At 41.3% G+C, this 20,567-nt stretch carries 19 protein-coding genes; 8 read left to right on the plus strand and 11 right to left on the minus strand.

Annotation, left to right across the window (positions count from 1 at the left end):
- Positions 1 to 615 precede the first annotated feature (615 nt).
- The gene (locus tag QNI15_RS05345; RefSeq protein ID WP_314030919.1) at positions 616 to 1,425 is read right to left on the minus strand and encodes a DUF3471 domain-containing protein; all 810 of its coding nucleotides are present in this window, start codon (positions 1,423 to 1,425) and stop codon (positions 616 to 618) included.
- Positions 1,422 to 1,772, minus strand: coding sequence for a DUF6249 domain-containing protein (locus QNI15_RS05350; RefSeq protein ID WP_313976474.1), 351 nt, complete (start codon positions 1,770 to 1,772; stop codon positions 1,422 to 1,424). The genes QNI15_RS05345 and QNI15_RS05350 overlap by 4 nt, the downstream gene beginning before the upstream one ends.
- Positions 1,773 to 1,895: 123 nt before the next feature.
- On the opposite strand from QNI15_RS05350, the gene QNI15_RS05355 reads away from it, so the two are divergent.
- Genes QNI15_RS05355 through QNI15_RS05365 form a run of 3 tightly spaced genes read left to right on the plus strand, consistent with a single transcriptional unit; the run spans position 1,896 to position 3,732 of the window.
- On the plus strand, positions 1,896 to 2,450 hold the full coding sequence (locus QNI15_RS05355) for an RNA polymerase sigma factor (RefSeq protein ID WP_314030921.1): 555 nt from the start codon (positions 1,896 to 1,898) through the stop codon (positions 2,448 to 2,450).
- Entirely contained in the window at positions 2,447 to 2,914 is a 468-nt protein-coding gene (locus QNI15_RS05360; protein ID WP_314030922.1) for a hypothetical protein, read from the plus strand. Before QNI15_RS05355 ends, QNI15_RS05360 begins: the two co-directional genes overlap by 4 nt.
- Positions 2,915 to 2,967: 53 nt before the next feature.
- A complete protein-coding gene (locus QNI15_RS05365) occupies positions 2,968 to 3,732 on the plus strand; it encodes a hypothetical protein (RefSeq protein WP_314030924.1) in 765 nt (254 codons plus the stop codon).
- Positions 3,733 to 3,837: 105 nt separating this feature from the next.
- On the opposite strand, the gene QNI15_RS05370 is transcribed toward QNI15_RS05365, so the two are convergent.
- From QNI15_RS05370 to pgi, 7 genes are all read right to left on the minus strand, one after another.
- Positions 3,838 to 4,665, minus strand: a complete 828-nt coding sequence (locus QNI15_RS05370) for an alpha/beta hydrolase (protein WP_314030926.1) — start codon at positions 4,663 to 4,665, stop codon at positions 3,838 to 3,840.
- 660 nt (positions 4,666 to 5,325) lie between these two features.
- The gene (locus tag QNI15_RS05375) at positions 5,326 to 6,258 is read right to left on the minus strand and encodes a leucine-rich repeat domain-containing protein (RefSeq protein ID WP_313998167.1); all 933 of its coding nucleotides are present in this window, start codon (positions 6,256 to 6,258) and stop codon (positions 5,326 to 5,328) included.
- Between the two features lie 19 nt (positions 6,259 to 6,277).
- A complete protein-coding gene (locus QNI15_RS05380) occupies positions 6,278 to 7,189 on the minus strand; it encodes a leucine-rich repeat domain-containing protein (RefSeq protein WP_314030927.1) in 912 nt (303 codons plus the stop codon).
- 385 nt (positions 7,190 to 7,574) lie between these two features.
- Positions 7,575 to 8,807: an NAD(P)/FAD-dependent oxidoreductase gene (locus QNI15_RS05385; RefSeq protein ID WP_313998172.1), complete on the minus strand. Its 1,233-nt coding sequence runs from the start codon at positions 8,805 to 8,807 to the stop codon at positions 7,575 to 7,577.
- Positions 8,808 to 8,950: 143 nt separating this feature from the next.
- Positions 8,951 to 9,562, minus strand: a complete 612-nt coding sequence (locus QNI15_RS05390) for a DapH/DapD/GlmU-related protein (RefSeq protein ID WP_314030929.1) — start codon at positions 9,560 to 9,562, stop codon at positions 8,951 to 8,953.
- Between the two features lie 94 nt (positions 9,563 to 9,656).
- Positions 9,657 to 10,268: an outer membrane beta-barrel protein gene (locus tag QNI15_RS05395; RefSeq protein ID WP_313998176.1), complete on the minus strand. Its 612-nt coding sequence runs from the start codon at positions 10,266 to 10,268 to the stop codon at positions 9,657 to 9,659.
- A 158-nt stretch (positions 10,269 to 10,426) separates the two neighbouring features.
- Entirely contained in the window at positions 10,427 to 12,091 is a 1,665-nt protein-coding gene (gene pgi, locus QNI15_RS05400) for a glucose-6-phosphate isomerase (RefSeq protein WP_313998178.1), read from the minus strand.
- 249 nt (positions 12,092 to 12,340) lie between these two features.
- Between pgi and QNI15_RS05405 the strand changes: the two genes are divergently transcribed.
- A complete protein-coding gene (locus tag QNI15_RS05405; protein WP_314030931.1) occupies positions 12,341 to 15,319 on the plus strand; it encodes a DUF4132 domain-containing protein in 2,979 nt (992 codons plus the stop codon).
- Positions 15,320 to 15,601: 282 nt separating this feature from the next.
- On the opposite strand, the gene QNI15_RS05410 is transcribed toward QNI15_RS05405, so the two are convergent.
- Entirely contained in the window at positions 15,602 to 16,018 is a 417-nt protein-coding gene (locus QNI15_RS05410; protein ID WP_314030933.1) for a winged helix-turn-helix transcriptional regulator, read from the minus strand.
- 19 nt (positions 16,019 to 16,037) lie between these two features.
- Here QNI15_RS05410 and QNI15_RS05415 point away from each other — a divergent pair, with 19 nt between their 5' ends.
- Positions 16,038 to 16,982, plus strand: coding sequence for an SDR family oxidoreductase (locus QNI15_RS05415; protein WP_314030935.1), 945 nt, complete (start codon positions 16,038 to 16,040; stop codon positions 16,980 to 16,982).
- A 254-nt stretch (positions 16,983 to 17,236) separates the two neighbouring features.
- On the opposite strand, the gene QNI15_RS05420 is transcribed toward QNI15_RS05415, so the two are convergent.
- Positions 17,237 to 17,407: a hypothetical protein gene (locus QNI15_RS05420; RefSeq protein WP_314030936.1), complete on the minus strand. Its 171-nt coding sequence runs from the start codon at positions 17,405 to 17,407 to the stop codon at positions 17,237 to 17,239.
- 311 nt (positions 17,408 to 17,718) lie between these two features.
- Between QNI15_RS05420 and QNI15_RS05425 the strand changes: the two genes are divergently transcribed.
- The 3 genes from QNI15_RS05425 (at position 17,719) to QNI15_RS05435 (ending at position 20,209) form a co-directional block, all read left to right on the plus strand.
- The gene (locus QNI15_RS05425; protein ID WP_314030937.1) at positions 17,719 to 18,018 is read left to right on the plus strand and encodes a hypothetical protein; all 300 of its coding nucleotides are present in this window, start codon (positions 17,719 to 17,721) and stop codon (positions 18,016 to 18,018) included.
- 370 nt (positions 18,019 to 18,388) lie between these two features.
- Positions 18,389 to 18,874 carry a LexA family protein gene (locus tag QNI15_RS05430; protein ID WP_313976508.1) on the plus strand — a complete coding sequence of 162 codons (486 nt, stop codon included), beginning with the start codon at positions 18,389 to 18,391 and terminating at the stop codon, positions 18,872 to 18,874.
- Between the two features lie 69 nt (positions 18,875 to 18,943).
- Positions 18,944 to 20,209 carry a Y-family DNA polymerase gene (locus QNI15_RS05435; protein ID WP_314030939.1) on the plus strand — a complete coding sequence of 422 codons (1,266 nt, stop codon included), beginning with the start codon at positions 18,944 to 18,946 and terminating at the stop codon, positions 20,207 to 20,209.
- Positions 20,210 to 20,567: the final 358 nt, after the last annotated feature.

The raw sequence follows: 20,567 nt of genomic DNA on the forward strand, positions 1-20,567 counted from the left end.
GACTGGTTTACTCATGTCTTTGAGCAGTTATTTCATTTAGCCAAAAAAGAACGTAGACGTGTTGACTGTAATGGTTTTCGGTTGTCTCCTAAACAAATTCTTTTCCCTTAGCCTGACGGCTATGGTGATAACACCAACAACGGGCAAAAAAAAGAGCCCTTTTCTCCGATCCTCCCGCCCAAAGGCCAACCCTTACTATGTTCCATAAATTTTTCAATTTTGAGGATTTTAAGAATAATTCTCTTTTTACCCTCTCACCTCCCTCTCTGTCCTTCTGAAAGAATCTCGTGACAAGACCGGCGGCTTTTCCGAGTAGAGAATATACTTTCTCTCAGATACCAAACGCGGCTCTATTTGTCACAAGATTCTTTCAGAAGGACAGGGAAGATGTCTTTTCTTTAGTTGCAGTCCTCTTTTCCTGAAAAGACATAGGACAAGATAAGAGGCCAACCTCGCGGAGAAAAGAAACCTTACACACCTGCACCACCTTTCGCTATTGAAGTTGTCTTTGCTCTATTTGTAACTACTTTGCTTCTCTTTTTCTAAAGGCTGTGATAGTCTTTTCATCAAAATACGGGATGATTCAGGTTTTTATGGAGGTAGGAATTTGGGTTGCTACTCTTTCGTCAGCTCATCTACCACTTTTCCATTTTCATGAACAATGATTTTTGAGACTTTTTGTTTAGTGTCGGTGGCAAACTCAAACTGAAGGTCCCGTTCTTTGCTAAAAAAGAAGTGTGGCTTTTCAGCAAACATATCCATTCTGGAATTGCTGCTTTCCATAGTCAGGTAGTTGCCATTCGATTTGATAGTAAAGGAGCCAAACGTTGGATTTTTATAAGTGCCTTCATATTGTTTCAGTGTTTTGGCTGGAAGAGAAATCTCTTTTCGCGTGTTTATAGGTGGTGCTCCGTGATGATTATAACTCAGTACATACGACATTTTCCACTCATTATTTTCAAGCGTCCAGAAGTTGGTAAAATTAGCCAATCCTTCTCTACGTTCCGGTTTTCCATTCTGGCTTACATAGAAATAATGCTCGCCCGAAATAATAGCTCCATAAATGCGGTTTCCGTCTCGCATTGGAAACACCTGAATCGTACCAGGTACTTCTTCTCGTCTGATTTTTTGATTCGGATTGCCACAAATGTTTTTGGCAAGTGAGTTTGTCAAAGCTCCCGCTCCACTGGTTATTCCTCCCTTGTCATGATAAAACTGAATAGTAGGTGCGATATAGCGGGCATTCTCGGTCAGATTACATTCATTATAGGTTTTCCAGAAGAGGCTATCCAGATGCAGGATAGTAGCCGTCAACTTCTTATTTTCTTCCTGTTCATTATCGTGGGATTGTGCATAAGCAGTCAGAGAAAATCCGGAAAAGATAGTTACAATGGCTAGTAACAGAAGCGTAGGAGACGGTCTCATTTTTGATTGTTTTTATAGTGTGATTTCTCGATAAGGTAACTGATGATAAGGCTGATGCCTCCAAATAACAACATCATCGCAAAGAATGCACCTTGTCTGGGAACATCCATCTTATTGGCAACCGTATTGCCTAGTAGTATACCAATAGCTATCCCAATCATGAGGAGTCCAAAACGCAGTGTCGCTGAGATAACTGCCAGGTTGTTGTTAAATTCTTTGGGGGTTAGCCCTTTTTCCATCAATGTCATTCGTTCGCGGTGACGGGTCATTAGAATGACATAGAGTATACCGGCTATGGCTCCAATGGCAACAAATGAGACCAGAAAGTCTCTGAGTATTTCATCCATATGTTTTTGATTCGTTTTGCCATATGACAACCCGGTTTTTCATTGGTTACAACTTTTTTCTAAAAAATTTATTTAGTAAAATTAGTTGTAACCAAACCGACAGATGGTTGTCTAACCATCGTTATGAAAATCTTCGAAGACGAATACTATATCGAACGTGTGCTACAGGGAGATGTCTCTGCCTATCGCTTTTTGGTGGAGCGATACAAGAAGATGGTGTATTCCATTTCATTGAAGATTCTAAATGATGCACAACATGCAGAAGACGCTGCACAGGATAGTTTTGTAAAGGCTTACGAACGTTTGCATACCTTCGAGAGAAAATCTAAATTTTCAACCTGGCTATATACTATTACCTATCGCCTCTGCCTGAACAAACTGAAGGAGATGAAACGGGAGTTTACCTTTCTCACAGAGCAATTACCCAAATGGGAGGATGAGGAGAGGGTCTTACCAGGTAGTTTCAACGAACAGGATCAGGAGCGTATCATCAAAGAGTCCATTCAGGCATTGCCTCAGCAGGAAGGTTTGTTAGTGCTGCTCTATTATTATGAGGAAAAGTCTATTCGGGAAATTGAACAGATAACGGGACTGATGGCTTCTAATATTAAGATAAAGCTGCATAGAGCAAGAAAAGTGCTGGAAAGAAAACTGAGTTATTTAATCGAAGAGAGATGAAAGAGAGAAAGTTGAAAAAGACATTACAGAAAATGAATCTGGACGAACCTTCGGATGCATTTACAGACCGTATCATGTCTCAGATTGCCACAATCGAAGATTTGAGCCTGGAGCCTGCTATTGCCGAAATAGTGAAAAAGAATGTTGCCACTGACCCATTAGAAGACTTTACATCCCAGATAATGGCTCAGCTTACACCTAAACGACGGGTAGTGATAGAACCTGTCATTTCCCGCAAAGTATGGCTGTGGATAGCAGGTGTGGTATCACTAATTCTTTTGGTTGCGATAATGTCATCACGTAAAGGTCAGATAACCTCGCCGGATACCAATGCTGTGATTGATTCATCTGTACAATTGATCGGGATGTATAGCCAGCAGTGGATTCTTTTTCTGATTGTAATCAGTAGCTTATTGCTGGGAGATTATTTTGTAAGAAGAAAATGGAGTCCTGTTGTAGAGTAAAAGGATAAGGAATACTTTTTTAGTGAACTATCTGTAAAAGAAACAGTTGTTTTGTGAAACAGGTATTCTGCAAATTATTCGGAGCGTATTTCTTAAAGACAGTGCTTGTCTCTGTTTGTGCCTGTCTGAGTTTGTGGACCCCTACTATAGCCAATGCAACGATTTTGCGGTATGAGATTTTTCCGTTGGATAGTCTGATGAAGGAGCCTCATGATTCATTGGTTGTACATAAAATTAAACCTGTTTTCAGTCTGGATTTTCGCAATTCAACCTTCGACTATCAGCCTGTCAGCATATGGGGCTTTAATGCGGGCATTGCCTATGGACCTAAAGAACATCATGTTACTCTGGGGTACTACTGGCTGGGATACTTTGCGGAAAAGCGTTTGAGTAACCTGCGAAAAAATGAAGCTATACAGGCAGATGCCTCCTATTATAACAAAAATGATTTCTGGTTTGTTAGTCTGATTTACTGGCGAAATATCCTCTTTAGTGAACGTTGGATTGTGAGTATTCCATTGGAAGTAGGAGGAGGGATGGTAAATGTAATGCCCCATGATGTGAGAACAGACCATGCTATTGGTCGCAGTCACAGAGATTTTTTCGTTCCTGCACAAGCGGGAGTATATGGACAATGGAAAGCCACCCGATGGATTGGATTAAGTGCTCAGGTTGGGTATCGGTATGCTGTCTTTCATACTGATGTGAAGCAGCACTTTACTGGAATATATTACTCTGTAGGAGCTGTTGCCTATCCTGAACTTTTTCATTGGGTCTGGAACAGAGTAATACACAAAAAGAAAAAAGTATACTACTGAATATAGTATCTGCCAGCTTTAAGAAAATTATCTTACTGGTCTGGCAACAGGTCGTTTATACAAAGTACCTTATTACCAGACCAATAGTCTGTATTTTTTCCTCAGTTAAGAGTGTTTGATTACCCAGTCTTTAATATCGGTAATGACTATTTCTTTGTCTACATCATTTAATAAATCATGATAGTGACCTTCGTATAACTTAAGGGTTTTGTCAGAAGAACCTGCCGTATCATAAAAGAACTGGCTTCCACTGTATTTGGTAGCATTGTCTTTGGTGCCATGTATTATGAAAACAGGTATGGTAATTTTGGGAAATTCTTTTTTCAATCGTTCATCCGCCAGTACCAGTTGTTCCATAGTTTTGGTTGGTTGCGACTCATTGGCAATGAGAGGATCGTTATTCATAAAGTCTACTACGGCAGTATCACGGGAAAAGTCCTCATTTTTGAGTTTTATTGTATGCAGGTGTGGGGCTATATGACTTAAGCCTTTGAGTATGGTTAAAGCAAAGTCAGGTGCAGGTACTTGATAGGCAAAGCTTTCACAAATCAGCCCAGTAAGTTTTTCCTGATGTTCCAGTGTATATATACATGATAATACTCCGCCTGCGCTGTGTCCTAACATAAAAACGGGTAGACCTGGATAGTCTGCTTTCGCACTGTCTACCAGTGTATCAATGTCGTTTATGTAGTCATAAATACTTTCCACATAAAAACGCTCTCCTTCGGATTGTCCGCGACCTTGTAAGTCAAGAGCATAAACGGCATAATTTTGGTCAGTAAACTGATCTGCTACCCATTGGTAATAGCCACTATGAGAATTTAAGCCATGAACAATGACTACTACTCCTCTGGCATCTGCTTGAGGTAACCAGGTACGGGTAAAAATTTTGAGTCCTGCTTTGTTTGGGAATGTGGCGGTTTGTGGTTCCATGTTGATTTGGGTTTGGTTATGTATGATAAGATAGTAATGGTATTTCTTTCTGGTAAGAATGTGATTTTTAAGTTGAAAGAGTTTACGAATCCGGTTTAGACAGATCAGACAGCTCAATAGATGCACATGAGCAAAAGAATAACAAACCACCAATCGGGAGGCAAGCTTAATGCTCTGGTTTAACTGAGAGTATACTCTGTAATCTACTGACTTTTAAAATTTAGAACTGGAAATGACTTTGAACAAGTCGAGCTACCATAGCATGGTACTTACTTCTGAGAAGAGGTACTCGTATCAGATTGTCTTTACTAAAAAAATAGTGAATAATTTCTCTGATTAACACAACTTGCAAATCAAGTCTGCCCGTTGTAAAAAAATGTCGTTTTTTATAGCTGTCCTTGATTTAATTTTCCACTATAAAAAAGAATGTTTTGCGCCTTATATCATTAGTGTAAGTAAAAAGGACACTTTACTGCTCAAATATGGTTTATTCCTTACAAATCAAAGAGATCTGTCCGCTTTCGTATAGGACATCGTCTGGTCCTTGGCTTTTAACGATACATATTAAATTAAAATATCTTTATAATCAATGTTTTATAAATATAATTAACTATAAAAGCACTTTTACCTGGTGTTTTTCGATATACAATAGGAGATTCATTATACCAACACCTTGCAGTTGGGCATCTGAGTATAAAACTCATCAGGAATTACTAGTGTATTGTCTTTGAAAGAGTAGGCAGACTTATTATTGTAACGGAAGTCAAGTTCTTGTAAAGCTGTCATTTTGATCAGAACTTTAGGAAACTCAGTAAATCGGTTAAAAGACAGATCGAGCTTACGTAAATGAGTCAATTTAGTAAACGATACAGGTAACTTTTTAAGATTATTAACCGACAAATCCAGTTCTTCTACATTTTCAAAAGCAGCTATTTCATTTGGAATAGAATCCAGTTTGCAATTGTGAAAGTTAAGTACCCGAAGAGTGGTGGCATTGGGATGGTCGTCTGGAAATTTGATTTTGGTATCTACATTTGACAGAATCACTTCTTCAGGCTGAGTTCCTTTCCATGTATAATATCCAATTCCGGTATGGAAGTCAAATACGTCTCCATGAGTTAACATTTCCAGTGCTTTGATTCGAAAAGGATTGCGGTGAGGATAAGACAAAATGAAAGAGAGTCCTTTCCTATATCGTTGAAAGAACAAATAGCCTAACAATGCAGTCTCTTCCCAGCCTACTGTCTTGCACATCTTGGCCATCTTATCTCGTATATCCTTCTCTTTGGTAGTTTCAATGTTTACAAAAGCTGTTGTATCTTCTATCAGATTTTTCCAGTCGGATATAGTTTGTTTTGCCAGCAGCTTTCGTATTAAAGTACGCTGACTGGCCTCTGGCAATATTTTGGAATAAATCAAAAGATCTTCATACATCGAACTAGGCACACCACCCCCTTTCATAATTTCAATAGCCATTTTGCAATTGGCTTCCTCTCCTGTACTTAATAAGCGTCGAAGGTTCTCAATAAACAATTTTTGTTCTTCATTGACTTCTTCCAGAAATTTTGTAGTCGACATCGTGTGGTCTGCCATACTTGTTTATTCAGATGAATTAATAGATTTTTACTTTGCAGTTAGGCAGTGCCTTAAAAAATTCTTCCGGAATAAAGTTTTCTATATTGTTTCCCCGATTTGATATATTTCCCCTCAAGTCTAACTCTTCCAGAGAAGTCATTTTCAATAACACAGTAGGAAATGTTGTAATCTGGTTGTTAGACAAATCCAGCTTTCGGAGTTTAGGCAGATGAGCCATTGCTGGTGGAAGTGATTTTAGCTGATTGTGAGATAAGTCTAACTCTTCCAGATTTTCAAAAACCTTAACCTTAGGAGATACAGATGTCAGTTTGCAATTATGAAAGTTAATGCTTGTTAAACTTGCAGCCTGAGGATGGTCATCCGGAAAAGCGATTCCTGTTTTTACGACAGTAGACCAACCTAATGATCCATCTTTTCGATTGGTGTACCCCACACCTTTATGAAAATCAAGATAGCCATCGTGTGTTATCATTTCCATAGCTTTGATCCGATAGGGATTATTTTGCGGATAGCTCAGAATAAAAGATAATCCTTTCTCAAAGCGCTGAAAGAGTAAATAACCCAGTGTGGCAAGCTCCTGCCAACCTACTTTCTGTACCATCCGAGCCATCTTGGCTCGGATATCTTTTTCCTTTGTTGTTTCAATATTTACAAAAGCTGTTGTATCCTGTATAATAGTATTCCATTCAAATAAGGCCTGTTTTTCGAGTAGTTTACGTATCGCTGCCCGAATAGCTGAATTGGAAAGCGTTTTGGAATAGATAATCAGGTCTTCGACCAGTTGGGGAGGTACCCCACCGCCTTTCATAATCTCTATCGCCATCTTGCAGTTGGTTTCCTCATCACTAGTAAGCAATCGGCGAATGTTAGCCAGGAGTTGGAGTTGTTCTTCGGTTTCTTCTAAAAGAAAGTCTTGTTGAGGATTCATAGCTGTGTATATAAAGTTTTAGCACTTTAAAGTAACTATTCTTTATTCTTCTACAAAGCTTTATGTAAGCCAGATAATCCTAATAAACGGTGAGTAAGGTAAGAAAAATGAGGTTTTTGTTTTCTGCTTTTCACTCTCATATCTATGTCTTTTTGGAAGAAGTAATCCTTCCTGTCCACCTCAAAGACACTTCCTTCACTGTCCTTCTGAAAGAATCTTGTGACAAATAGAGCCACGCTTGGTTTGTGAGTGAATTTATACTCCATTCGGAAAGGCCGCCGGTCTTGCCACGAGATTCTTTCAGAAGGACAGGAAGGAGATAGGGACTGAAAGAGAATGAATCTTTCAGAACAATAAAAGTAGGAGTAGTAGAACAAGAAAAGATCTAATGACGCATCTGTACTATCATTTCTGCTACTTCGCGACCTGATTGCATTGCTCCGTTCAGTGAAGGATAGCGTGTATAATCCCCACAGGCATAGGTATAGTTAGTAAGCTTTAGTGGTATAGGCTGTTTAGTCTCAGGCAGGTATTGTGGTAAGGCGTGAGGTATGGAATAGGTACGGATGTGCTGCCAGTTTTTCGCCTCAGCACCAAACCATTCAATCATCTCCAGATGTACTTTCTGAGCCAGTTCTCCATTGGAATAAGGAGACTGACCTACCAGATTCACAGAGATCAGCGCTTCATCTGTAGGCGTATAGGAGGGCGCTACATCCGATAAAACAGCGATATGGTTGACAAGTCCGTCTGCATCCGCATTAATGGCTAGCATAGGTCTGCTTAATGGGGACTTAGGAGCTGTGAAATAAAGACAGGTAGTTCCGTTAAACTCGACTGATTGGGTGTCAGGATACCAGCGGTGAAATTGTCGGGCGTCGGTGGCAATGACAATAGTATCAGCTTCCAAACTTTCTCCATTTTCAAGGTGTACAGTTTGCCCGTCTATGTATCTGACTTTGGTTTGCAGTCGGATACTGTTGGAGGGAAGATAAGAGGCTATCTGTTGGGGTATCGCCTGCATTCCCTGTGCAGGGATCACAGCCTGTCCGTTAGCAAATTGTTTAAATAGGAATTGAAAGAACAGGTAAGAAGTATGCAGTTCTTTTTCCAGGAAAACACCACTAAAGAACGGGCGGAAGAATGTATCAATAATTTCATCACTATAGCCATACTTATGCAAAAAGTTCACTGTAGAGTCGTTTGTCTTTTCCTGAAAGAAGCTAGCGTTGGCAACAGACTTTAACTTTTGGCTTAGTTGCAAGATCTTTACTTTATCCCGCAATGATCCCACAGGAGCTATCAAAGCTTCAGGAGCCGACAGGAGATGTTGTAGTGGATTGGGCATCGTATGAAACCTGCCTTGTTTGCGAATGATAGCTCCAGACTGAAATTCCTGAAATTGCAGGGATTCATATTGGAGTAGTTTCTGAGCTTCCGGATAGGAGGGGAGAAAAATCTGAAAGCCTCTGTCCAGGAGAAAACCGCCTGCTTTATCTGTACGAACTCTACCTCCTACAGCATCCGATGCTTCCAGAATCGTTGACTGAATGCCCTTATCCTGTAAGTACTTGGCGCAGGTTAATCCCGCAATTCCTGCTCCTATAATAACTACCATGGAAATATATAAGTAAAGGTGTATAGTTTTGTCTGTTATGGTAGTAACTATCAAGCTGGAATTTTGTTTACTATTTTTGTGGACAAAATAATTTCTCTCTGCCTTATGGAAGAATTTTGTTGCTACTACTGTGAGCCTAAGTCTTATGGCTTAGCTATTTGATTTACCAGTTCCAGTCTGCCAACCACACTATTAGGGGGTAAAATGGTACCTGGAGTGGTTACAGCATTGGCTCCAAGGCGGGAGTTGTCTCCTATCAGGGCTCCAAACTTAGTAACTTTCGTGTCAATTATTTCGTGGTTGATCTTCACCCAGATACGTTTATCTTCCCGTTCATTGAAGTGATTGGCAATGATTGCTCCGGCTTCCATATTTACCTGATTTCCAATGATAGAATCCCCGACAAAGTTAAAATGTGCCAGCGCACTTCCGGAAAAGATAAAACTGGACTTTACTTCACACCCTGGACCGATAGATACATTTTCTGCCAAAAATACCCCTCCCCGCAGATAGGCATGTGCTCCGATAAAACATCCTTTAGAGATGATAACAGGTGCTTTCAGAACTACTCCTTGTTCCACTACACTGTCTTTGTGAATGGCAATATGATCACGGACGATAAAGTCCGGATCGAGAGTCGTGAGAATCTGAGAGATAATCTCCTGAACCTTAGTCGTAATCTCCCATGGAGTCTGATAACTCTCCAGTAAAGGTAGTGTCTGAAAGACGCCAGAAATAGAATGTGGAAGTAACATAGCTTGTATGGTAAGTGGACATACCAAGGTAAGGGAATCCCATAAAAAAAGCCACCCGAAGGTGGCCTCTCTGCTAAAATATATTTCTTATTGATTAGAAGAAATAGCTGATACCTACATTAGGGACTAAAGAGTTTACATCTAAGCCAACGGTTGTAACACCACTATTGTCATTATTAGGATTCTTTTGTGAATCGATATAGAATCCATTTAAAAGTAACTCAAGTGACCAGTGAGATGATGGGAAGTAGGCAAATCCTGGTGAAATATTAAAGTTGATGTAGTTTGTTTTATCCTCCAACGTCACTGATGTATTAGAATATTTAGTTTTTTCCTTACCAAAACCAAATCCTAATCTGCTTTGTGCAAAGAAATGGAACTTATCTCCCGCTGTTGGAATATAATATCTTACAAAAGGAGCTATGCTTACATAAGAATCGGTCGTAGTTGTAGTTACATTAGAGGTGGTATTCTTGTCTTTGTTTGTTGATACGCCAACTCCTAAACCTACGGCAAACTGATCGCTAACAAAATAACCTACACTTGGCATTAAAGTAAAGGAAGACTTTTTATGGTCAGAATCTGCTTTGTAGCTGGTAGAAGAAACACCAAACTGGCCATTGATAAATAATTTTCCTTGTTCTACCTGCGCATTGGCAGTCATAGCTGAGATCATTGCGATAGCCGCAATAAAGATTTTTTTCATTGTTTTACTGGTTTTTTGGTTAATAAAAGCTGGTGCAAATATCTTGTAGAAAAGGAAAATACAAAATAGAAAAAGCGAATTTTCCTTTTGGATTAAAGGAAGATCCGCTTTCTATAATTTATTAGAAGTAAGAGAGTTATTTCTAATTATAGATAAAATTACTTAGAAATATTACGCATGCTCTTAAATGCATTAATCAATCCGTTTGTAGAACTGTCGTGTGAAGTGACTTCCTGTTCTGTTTCCAGTTCAGGCAAAATCTTGCTGGCAAGTTGTTTGCCGAGTTCTACACCCCACTGATCAAAGCTATAGATATTCCAGATTACCCCTTGCACAAAAATCTTGTGTTCGTACATAGCAATCAGGCTACCCAGTGTATACGGAGTGATGCGTTTTACCAGAATGGAGTTGGTAGGACGATTGCCCTGGAACACTTTAAACGGAACCAGTGGCGCAAATTCTGTTTCGGACTTACCTGCTTTGATGAACTCATCACGTACTTCTGCCTCCGTCTTTCCTTTCATCAGGGCTTCTGTTTGAGCAAAGAAGTTAGACATCAGTAACGTATGGTGATTGCCAATAGCATTGTGTGTAATAGCTGGCGCAATAAAGTCACACGGAATCAGCTTGGTACCCTGGTGGATCAGCTGATAAAACGCATGTTGACCATTGGTACCCGGTTCTCCCCAGATAACAGGACCTGTAGAGTAGGTGACAGGTGTGCCATTGCGGTCTACATATTTGCCGTTGCTTTCCATATCTCCCTGCTGGAAATAGGCTGCAAAGCGGTGCATGTATTGGTCATAAGGAAGTATCGCATGACTTTGGGCATCAAAGAAATTATTGTACCATACACCCAGCAAACCCAGTGTGACAGGAATATTTTCTGCGAAAGGGGTAGTCTGGAAGTGCTGATCCATAGCATAGGCTCCTTCCAGCAACGCTTTGAAGTTGTCAAACCCAATGGTACAGGCTATCGATAATCCAATAGCAGACCAGAGAGAATACCGTCCACCTACCCAGTCCCAGAAGCCGAACATGTTGGCTGTGTCAATACCAAACTTCTGTACCTCCTTTGCATTGGTAGACAGAGCTACAAAGTGTTTGGCTACCAGGCTTTCGTCTTTGGCTGAGGTCAGAAACCAGTTACGGGCCGAATGCGCATTGGCCATAGTCTCCTGTGTGGTAAACGTTTTGGAGGCTATCATAAAAAGCGTCGTCTCCGGATTTACCTTTTTCAGCGTTTCTACAATGTGTGTACCATCTACGTTCGATACAAAGTGTACACTCATGTTGGATTTCCAGTAAGGCTTCAGTGCTTCTGTTACCATCACCGGACCCAGATCCGAACCACCAATTCCAATGTTGACGATATCGGTAATGGCTTTGCCAGTGTAGCCTTTCCATTCGCCGGAAATAATCTGGTTAGAGAATTTTTCCATTTGTGCCAGCACACCATTTACATCCGGCATCACATCTTTGCCTTCTGAATAAACAGGCTTACCCGAACGGTTACGCAGGGCAGTGTGTAGGACCGAACGACCTTCTGTAGCATTGATAGCTTCTCCGCCAAACATAGCTTCAATAGCCTGCTTCAATTGGGATTCCTCAGCCAGTTGAAGCAACAGACTTTTGGTTTGATCTGATATATTGTTTTTTGAATAGTCCAGTAAAATATCCTCGAAAGTCAGCGAGAATTTTTTGAACCGATCTGCATCCTGAGCAAAAAGATCTTTAATCTGACGATCTCTGGTTTGTTCAGCATGAACGGTCAGTTGCTTCCAGGCATTGGTTTGTGTAGGATTTACTTTAGGAAAAGCCATGGGATATGATTTAACTGTTGTAAAAAAAATAGGTTTGTATGTATCGGCATGTGTTTGCCTGTAAAAGAATTTCAATATAAGTGCTTTAGTGAAATTCTGCTTGCAATTTTGAGAAGAATCTGTTTACATGCAAATGGTTAAGAATTTTAATATTATGATAAACCCTCTTCATCTTTTTTCGTAGAGTAGCTACAGTTTACAACTACCTTTGTTCATCGTTCTATTTTTTACTATTCACTTTTTGAATTTATGGCATTTACTCTTGACCAGCTGAATTATGCTGCCAGCCAGGCATATACCTCTATGCAAAACGACACATGGCTACAGGAACCCATTAAAGCTAATTTTTACAAAAGTCTGGAAGAACTGGTCGACTATATTTCAGGCAAAAGTACTGTAGCACCCACTATAACTCCTACACATCCCAGAGATGCATATTGTTATATGCCGCTGCTGAAACTGGTAGATATCGGAAATCTGGATGAGCAGGATCAGAAGCTGATTAAGGTTTTTGCAGGGTCTAAAAATGCCCCTATGTTTATGTCTCCGATTCTGCAACAGATAGCTGATCAAATTCTGGCAGAAAAGGATGAAGATGGTTTGGTGAAGGCTATGGTTACCCTTCGCCAATTTGGTTTGACAGATGAGGCTGTCTTATTCTCACTGGCAGGAGTAGGAAGCGGAGCTACGAGTACCTCCTATTATATATTTTTTTATGACCGGCCTAAGCTGTTGGTGCATGCAGCCGGGAAATACATTGCTTCACTATTTCCGGAATACAAAGACAAAATTGTAGATGCGTTTATTACCAAACATGCCAGTGCAGACTGGAGTGGAAGACTGGTAGAATACCTGGCACAGCATACTACCTATGACCTGTCGGATTTTTTGTATTACAGCAGCTATGGCACTACCTATCTGTGTCTGGATAATGCCATCTATATCGCTACCTATAATCCGGAGTTACATCAAAAGGCTCTATGGATTGCTTATGACAACGGGAATACATATGTCACAAAGCCTGCTGTAAAATACTTTATTCTGCGGGCTATGGCCGACAAACTACCTGAGGCCTATCGCACAAAACAACTGGATGCTGCACGTACCTATCTGGAAAATCATATTACAGAAGGAAAGGGGTATTGGGGATACCATGAGGCTTCTTTCTGGATGAGAGATCAGAGTGGACGCAACATCCAGAAGATTGTGAGTCCTACCGCAATGGAAGATTTGTTTCAGTACGAACCGGAAAATGCTGCACAGATAGCCAGTAACTATCTGAGACAACTGAATATAGCTTTTATAAGTCCGGAAGTACTACAGGTGATAGACAAGCATCTGGGTGAGAAGGCAGTAGATGTGCTGGCATTGGGTCTGGAAACAGAAAAGGGTAATGGTACAACCTTAAAAGTACTGCTTGAACTACTAGGCAAATACGACTATTCCCGCCATGTAGATAAAGTATGGAACATCACCAAAGACAAGAGCAAAAGCATTCGGTTGATTGCCGCTACGGAACTGGCGAAGCTGGGTGAAGCTGCCTTGCCAAAGTGTCAGGAACTATTGGGAGCCAAATCTGCCGATGTGCGGCAAACGGTAGCGGTTATTCTTTCCCGTATCAAAACGCCTGAAGCAGAAAAGATTCTGCTCGATACGGTAAATAGTGAGAAGAATGATGATGCCCGTGATGTAATGATAGAGGCATTGGGTGAGCGGCGCTATCAGCATATGACTGAGCAGCAGATCTCAGACATGATTGTAGCCGCACAGAAAAGAGGCAAGCTCGATGCACCACTGGCCGACTGGCTGGATGAGAAAGCACTTCCTGCTCTGACGTTTACGGTTTCTTTAGGTGTAGACAACCTGCTGGCAACACGTTTTCTGATGTATCGTATGAGCCGGGCCAAAGAGATACGGTCAGATATAGAGGCTCGTCCGTTGCTTGCTTTGATAGATAAAGCCAGTAGTGGAGCCTTTGCCAAAAAGCTTTTCTCACAGTTTATCGACAATGGGGGAGATGCCAAGCAGAAATATTGTCTGACACTGGCGGGTTTCCTGGGTGATGATAGTCTGGTAGATGTGATTCGTCCACAGATTAATAAGTGGGTAGAGTCTAACCGGGGTAAGATGGCTGAATATGGTGTAGTGGCTTTAGCACTGATAGGTACCAACAAAGCCTTACGAGCAGTAGAGTTTTTTAGTCGTAAGTATAAAACCAAATACTCCAATATTGGTACTGCAGCGCTGAATGCCTTACAGGTAGCTGCCGAAGAACTGGGTATGGATATGAACGAACTGGCCGACAGCATTATTCCGGATTTTGGGTTTGAGAATATGTATAAGACCTTCAAAGTGGGTGAGGACGAATTCAGAGTATTTATCAACAAGGATTTTAAACTGGCCTTTCTGAACGAAGACAATAAGCTGCTTAAGTCTGCTCCGAAGAATACGCCCAAGCCCCTGCTGGATGAATTTAAAGAGATTGGCAAGGAAGTGCGGGATGTGGTACGGTCACAGTCGAGCCGGATGGAGTTGTATCTGGTAATTCAGCGCAAATGGAAGCCTGAAAAGTGGCAAAGTTTCTTTGTGAACAACCCGATTATGTTTGTTTATGCCACTCATCTGCTCTGGGGTACATTTGATGCATCAGGCAAACTGTCACACACATTCTATTGTGCCGAAGATACCTCATTGCTAAATCTCCAGGATGAAGAGATCACCATTGCGGAAGATAGTGTGGTAGGTATGGTGCATCCGCTGGATTTATCAGAAGAAGAACGTGCGGTCTGGATACAGAAGTTCTATGAGGCAGGAGTAGAACCTTTGTTCCCACAGTTGCAGCGTCCATCTGTACTTCTGGCTGATACGGATAAAGATCTAACAGAAGTCGAAGAATTTGCGGACAAAAAAGGCAATGCGGTACAGATAAAAGGTGCCTTTAAACGGTTTGGCTGGACAGCCTGGGAGTTAGGTGATCATGGGGATATTTATTCGTTCTCAAAATCGTTTGACGAACTGGGTGTACAGGCATTTATCGAAACCGGAGGCGGCTTGTTTATGGGGTATACCGAAGATGGCTGGCTGGCAGAATTTGGAAAATGTTATTTCCGGAAGATGGCCGGCAACATTTATCAGTCTCCTAATCTGCCTCTGGGAGAGGTGCCACCTATCGTATATTCAGAGGTGCTAAGCGAACTCCGCCAGATTGTACCGGAAAAGGCTGAATAGTTTTTTGGCTATTTACGCCAAGCGCATAATTCACAGTAGTTACCAGTTGCTGTGGATTATGCACTTGGTATATTCCTCAGCTTTCTGATTATATCATGAAAAAGAAACATATATACCTGCAATCACACAACCAGTAAGTAATACCAGACATATCCAGCACTTTATTATTGTAGATTGACCATGAGCAGTAAGCCATTGCTCATATTCCTTTTGTTCCTCTGGATTTTCATACACTTCATTACCCATTGCTTTTATTCTTTCGTTTATCGGGTGATTTGGTGCCTAAACTGATGCCTTCTGGCGGGCTAGCCGTTGGTACTTCTGAATGGCCGTATCTTTTCCGGCTTGAAGTTCTTCCAGCAATACAGGGTTCAGGACAGTAGGCCAATGTTTGGTTCCCCATAGAATGAGTTCTACAATGATCGGGATGGTATCAATACCTTTTTCTGTCAGGCTATAGGTGAACTTCGATTTCTTATCGGAGGCCACGACCTTAGTTAAAATACCGTGTGACTCGAGGACGGCCAGGCGGTCGGCCAGTACGTTGGTCGCAATTTTTTCTGCTGACTGAAGGAATTGACCATAAGTCGATTTATCCGCAAACACCATGTCCCGTAAAATGAGTAAGGTCCATTTGTCCCCCAGTACGTCAAGCGATGTGCTGACAGGGCAAGTAGAACGCTGTTTTAGCTCTTTCATAAAAAACGATTTATTTTACTTGCTTTTTGCAAGTGTTTTGTTTTATCTTTGTACTTGCAAATTGCAAGTAAATATACAGGATTTTTTATTTCTTTCTATCATGATTTTAGTAACTGGAGCAACTGGTGGGTTAGGCCACCAAACTATTGACTTTTTGCTTACCACAACACCACCTTCAGAAATTGTGGCAATGGTGCGTGATATCAGCAAAGCAACCGACCTTATCAAGCGAGGTGTGGACGTTCGGCAAGCGGACTATTTGGACTATCCCTCCCTGGTAGAAGCCTTTCGGGGTGTTGACAAAGTGCTGCTCGTTTCTGCGGTGGCGTTTACCGACCGGATACGCCAGCACCAGAACGTGATCGACGCTGCGAAGGAAACAGGAGTGAAGCACATTTTCTACACCAGCATACAGCGCAGCACCGATTTTGTAATGCCGCAGGTCACCGAAAGTGATCTGGCTACCGAGGCTTACCTCAAAGCCTCCGGATTGATATACACCATTCTCAAAAACGGATACTACTTTGAAGGTCTTGGGTATCTGATCGGGAACCAGGTGCCGGACGCACAGATACTTTTCCCGGCAGGTGAAGGAAAGATAGCGCTGGTCAGCCGGACCGAACTGGCCGCTGCCACAGCTGCACTACTAACCAGCGAAGGACATGAAAACCAGGAGTATACCTTATCTGGTAGCGAAGCCTATTCGTTTCATGATATTGCCCGGGAATTATCTACATTAGCAGGCAGGGACATCACTTACGAAAACACCGAGGTGGCATCTTATGTTGCCAGGCAAGTAGCCGCCGGCCTACCTGAAGTAGTCGCCAGTTTCCTTGCCCAGTGGGGTCAGGCCGCCAAACACGGCATGCTGGCCGGGACTCACCATACGGTCGAACGTTTGTTGGGTCGCAAGCCGACCTCACTGCGTGAGTTCCTGAAAACGACGTATTTCCCAGGAACCTAACAGCTTGTTGTGGCATCTACCAGGTGTGTAATATTCCGTGAATCCATCCAGGCGGTTACCTGCTTTCCCACAAGAGTGTGCAAGCGAGTAACCGTACTATCTAAACTGTAAGGCCTGTACGGTCAGCTCTGTCTTTTGCAACAGAAATCCATCACTGACAATTTTTCCAGAAGGAAAAAAAGCTCATGAGTTAAGCCTGCTTTGCAAAGGTGGTCAGTTGAAGGTCTGCCTGATAGTAACCACTACTTCTTTTTTTAGTCTGTCGCTTGAATCAGGTTTTTGGCTAACATTTCCTGTATCTGGTTTCGGGTTATCCCCTTTGTTTTTTGCACTTTACAGTTCAGACCCCCACTCAACGATACGTAGAATGGAAGGCATTCATTGTCTTTTACCCGATACATCATTACAGCTCCCATCGTATTCATTTTTTTGTTCCCATCGTTGGTGTTATCACCAACGAGTTGTTTCCCATCATTCCTGTTGGTGATAACACCAACAGGGGGAAACGATATTTTATAGATTCCTTAAAAAATGATACTTTGGTTATTTATGACGAAAAAAACTATACTATCAATAATAGATCTTATCGTTTAGTGAAGCATGTGTATGTAAGACAGTCGTTGTAATACTTAGTTAATTCGAAAAACTCAAGAATGTTAACCAGATTAAAAGTGTACAGAAGTTGAAAAGAAAGGCTAAGTCCAATGCAATAGTTGTTGTTGATTATCATTGAGTTATGGAAGAGATAATATTTGTTAATTTTAAAGTCACAGATAGGTATTATGGTTATCCAGACCCATATATCGCCGATCAGACATGTGTTATCTTAATACAAGATGACACAATTGAAATATGTAAATATCATAAACCTACAGATGATAATCCTTTTCCTTCATTTTCGCATGCCTCAAATAATGAAGAGTTAAAAGAGTTAGCTATAAGAATTGTTAAAGAAAAATTTCCTCAATACGTAGAATATACTGAGTCAATTGTATTGACTTGTCAAGAATTTATCAGTAATAAAGTGGTATGGTAAAGCTGGTAATATGGAAAAAGTATAGGTATTGTGAAAGAAGCAAACTTTTTGGTAGCCCCATTTGTAATGTTTACTGCAATGTAGTACTGCGGTAAATCTCCATTCAATGTTATTTTCCGAAATGCTACAGAAAATCCCATAGATTCCACAGGCTATCTGCTTCATAGAGAACCCGTTGATTCTCGTAAAGGATATATTGATTTGCAAACATTCTCATCAACTTCACTGATATTCTGCTACTATAGTGTAGATAAACAATAATTTTAAATATATAGTATGAATATTGTATCGAAAATTATTGTTTGTAATTATATTTATTGTTTACATTGCGCCTTGTATTCTTTTTTGGTATTAACTTCCTTTACTTTGTATGAGAGCGCTACAACTATCCCGCATTCAAAAGCTAGACACTCTGCCAGCTTCTGCCTATCAGTTTCTTGAAGTATATAAGCCCCTGGCCCAAACTCATACCAAGTTACCTATTTTTGAGTCCTTAATACCCTTAGGATTTCCTTCACCTGCTGATGACTATATTGACAGGCAACTGGATTTGAATGATATGCTTATTCAGAATAAGCTATCTACCTTTTATCTGAGAGTCGTAGGAGATAGTATGAAAGGGTGTGGGATTTTTGATAATGCGCTGATCATCGTTGATAAGTCAAAGCGACCCAAAGATGGCAATGTGGTACTGGCTGTCATCAATGGAGAGTTTACCTGTAAGCGATTGAAGATAGAAAACCGAAAGGTGTATTTGTGTCCTGAAAACAAGGACTATACTGACATACTTATCACCGAAGATATGAACTTCCTGCTCTGGGGAGTAGTCACGTATGCGATCAATCCTTTTTCCTGAATTATTCTGAGCTGTGTAATTTGAGTTATGTAATGGGTACTAACTACAACTGCTAAAAGTACATTCTTTGTGTTTGGACTAATCGACGCCAATAATTTTTATGTAAGCTGCGAACGGGTGTTTAATCCTGCCTTAGACAAAAGGCCTGTTGTGGTGTTAAGCAACAACGATGGCTGTATTGTTTCCCGATCCAACGAAGCCCGCCAACTGGGGATTAAGATGGGAGCACCGTACTTTGAGGCAAAACCCTTGCTGGATCAACACCAGGTAGCTGTTTTCTCAAGTAACTATGCCTTGTATGGGGATATGTCACAACGGTTGATGAACCTGCTATCAACCTTCAGTGATGAGGTAGAGATTTATTCGGTGGATGAGTGTTTTGTAGGTCTTGAGGGGTTTGAGCGGTGGAACCTGCTTGACTATGGACGCCAGATCCGGGAAACTGTTTTGCTTCACCTGGGGCTTCCTACCTGTGTTGGGATTGCTCCCACCAAGACACTGGCAAAAGTAGCTAATCTTCTTGCCAAGAGACATTCTCAAAAAGATGCCTCGACTCAGGGTGTGCTGCTTTTGGATACGGAACAGAAATGGAAAGAAGCTCTTGCCCAGCTACGGGTTGAGGATATATGGGGAGTAGGAAGACAGTATGCCAAAAAGCTGCATAGCTACCACATTACCAATGCCGCCGATCTGGCGAGGGTAAGACCGGCCTGGGCAAAGAAACACCTGGGAGGGATGATAGGAGAGCGATTGATTGCCGAACTCAATGGAGTGTCGTGTCTGGAAATGGAGTTGACGCCTGCTACCAAAAAGAGTATAGTGGTTAGTCGATCTTTTGGTAGGGTAGTGACTACGGAAAGTGAACTCAGCGAAGCGGTGAGTGTATATGCCAGCAAGGCTTCTGAAAAGCTGCGTATCGAGAAAACAATTGCCTCTGTGGTTACGGTCTTCATCCAGTCTTCACGCTTTAAGGAAACTCCATTCTATGCTTCTATCAGTATTACGCTGCCTGCTGGCAGTTCGGATAGTCGTGTGCTTGTACACTATGCTCTGGAAGGTTTAAAACGGATTTACAAAGAAGGTATCGAGTATAAGAAAGCGGGTATCCTGCTGGATGGGATTTGCCCGGCTCATAGTCAGCAAACGAACTTGTTTGACGAACGTCCATCCAATCCGGCGCTGATGACGGTGGTTGACAAGATTAATGCACGCTGGGGAGCAGGAACGGTGTTTCTGGCAAGTAATGGAACGGCTCAGTCCTGGCAGATGCTTTCAACGATGCGAAGTAATCGGTTTACCACTAAGTGGAAAGAAATACCACAGGTGAAGGGCTAGACTTGTTGCTGACTCTGGTTTATTTACCTTATACTATCTTTATGTTTTGAGCAGGCGTTATAGCATAAATGTAGGAGTCAACAATGAACACCTACCAGCAATGAATTCATCCAGGTTAGTTTATCTCAGTTCATCCTGTAGGAGACCCATTCGGATAAAGTGCTTTCTTCATCAGGATGATGGATTTGTTTATGTTTTCTGCAAAGGGTGCGAAAATAATTGGTATAATCGGAGTGTCTCATGTGTTAATCGAGAAAGATTACCACAAAAGTAGACTGGAAATTCCCACTAAAAAAGACAGGTGTCATTTAGGTAATAAATCAGGATAGTTACCTTCAAAACATGTTCAGTATATACA

The sequence above is a fragment of the Xanthocytophaga flava genome, from assembly GCF_030068545.1.
Lineage (GTDB): Bacteria > Bacteroidota > Bacteroidia > Cytophagales > 172606-1 > Xanthocytophaga > Xanthocytophaga flava.

Excerpts from the sequence above, each read along its gene's own strand:
- QNI15_RS05360 (WP_314030922.1), top strand. The coding sequence starts at position 2,447 with ATGAAAGAGAGAAAGTTGAAAAAGACATTACAGAAAATGAATCTGGAC.
- QNI15_RS05420 (WP_314030936.1), bottom strand. The coding sequence starts at position 17,407 with ATGAATACGATGGGAGCTGTAATGATGTATCGGGTAAAAGACAATGAA.
- QNI15_RS05410 (WP_314030933.1), bottom strand. The coding sequence starts at position 16,018 with ATGAAAGAGCTAAAACAGCGTTCTACTTGCCCTGTCAGCACATCGCTT.
- QNI15_RS05380 (WP_314030927.1), bottom strand. The coding sequence starts at position 7,189 with ATGAATCCTCAACAAGACTTTCTTTTAGAAGAAACCGAAGAACAACTC.
- QNI15_RS05385 (WP_313998172.1), bottom strand. The coding sequence starts at position 8,807 with ATGGTAGTTATTATAGGAGCAGGAATTGCGGGATTAACCTGCGCCAAG.
- QNI15_RS05375 (WP_313998167.1), bottom strand. The coding sequence starts at position 6,258 with ATGGCAGACCACACGATGTCGACTACAAAATTTCTGGAAGAAGTCAAT.
- QNI15_RS05405 (WP_314030931.1), top strand. The coding sequence starts at position 12,341 with ATGGCATTTACTCTTGACCAGCTGAATTATGCTGCCAGCCAGGCATAT.
- QNI15_RS05430 (WP_313976508.1), top strand. The coding sequence starts at position 18,389 with ATGAGAGCGCTACAACTATCCCGCATTCAAAAGCTAGACACTCTGCCA.
- QNI15_RS05355 (WP_314030921.1), top strand. The coding sequence starts at position 1,896 with ATGAAAATCTTCGAAGACGAATACTATATCGAACGTGTGCTACAGGGA.
- QNI15_RS05425 (WP_314030937.1), top strand. The coding sequence starts at position 17,719 with ATGGAAGAGATAATATTTGTTAATTTTAAAGTCACAGATAGGTATTAT.
- QNI15_RS05345 (WP_314030919.1), bottom strand. The coding sequence starts at position 1,425 with ATGAGACCGTCTCCTACGCTTCTGTTACTAGCCATTGTAACTATCTTT.
- QNI15_RS05370 (WP_314030926.1), bottom strand. The coding sequence starts at position 4,665 with ATGGAACCACAAACCGCCACATTCCCAAACAAAGCAGGACTCAAAATT.
- QNI15_RS05390 (WP_314030929.1), bottom strand. The coding sequence starts at position 9,562 with ATGTTACTTCCACATTCTATTTCTGGCGTCTTTCAGACACTACCTTTA.
- pgi (WP_313998178.1), bottom strand. The coding sequence starts at position 12,091 with ATGGCTTTTCCTAAAGTAAATCCTACACAAACCAATGCCTGGAAGCAA.
- QNI15_RS05350 (WP_313976474.1), bottom strand. The coding sequence starts at position 1,772 with ATGGATGAAATACTCAGAGACTTTCTGGTCTCATTTGTTGCCATTGGA.
- QNI15_RS05395 (WP_313998176.1), bottom strand. The coding sequence starts at position 10,268 with ATGAAAAAAATCTTTATTGCGGCTATCGCAATGATCTCAGCTATGACT.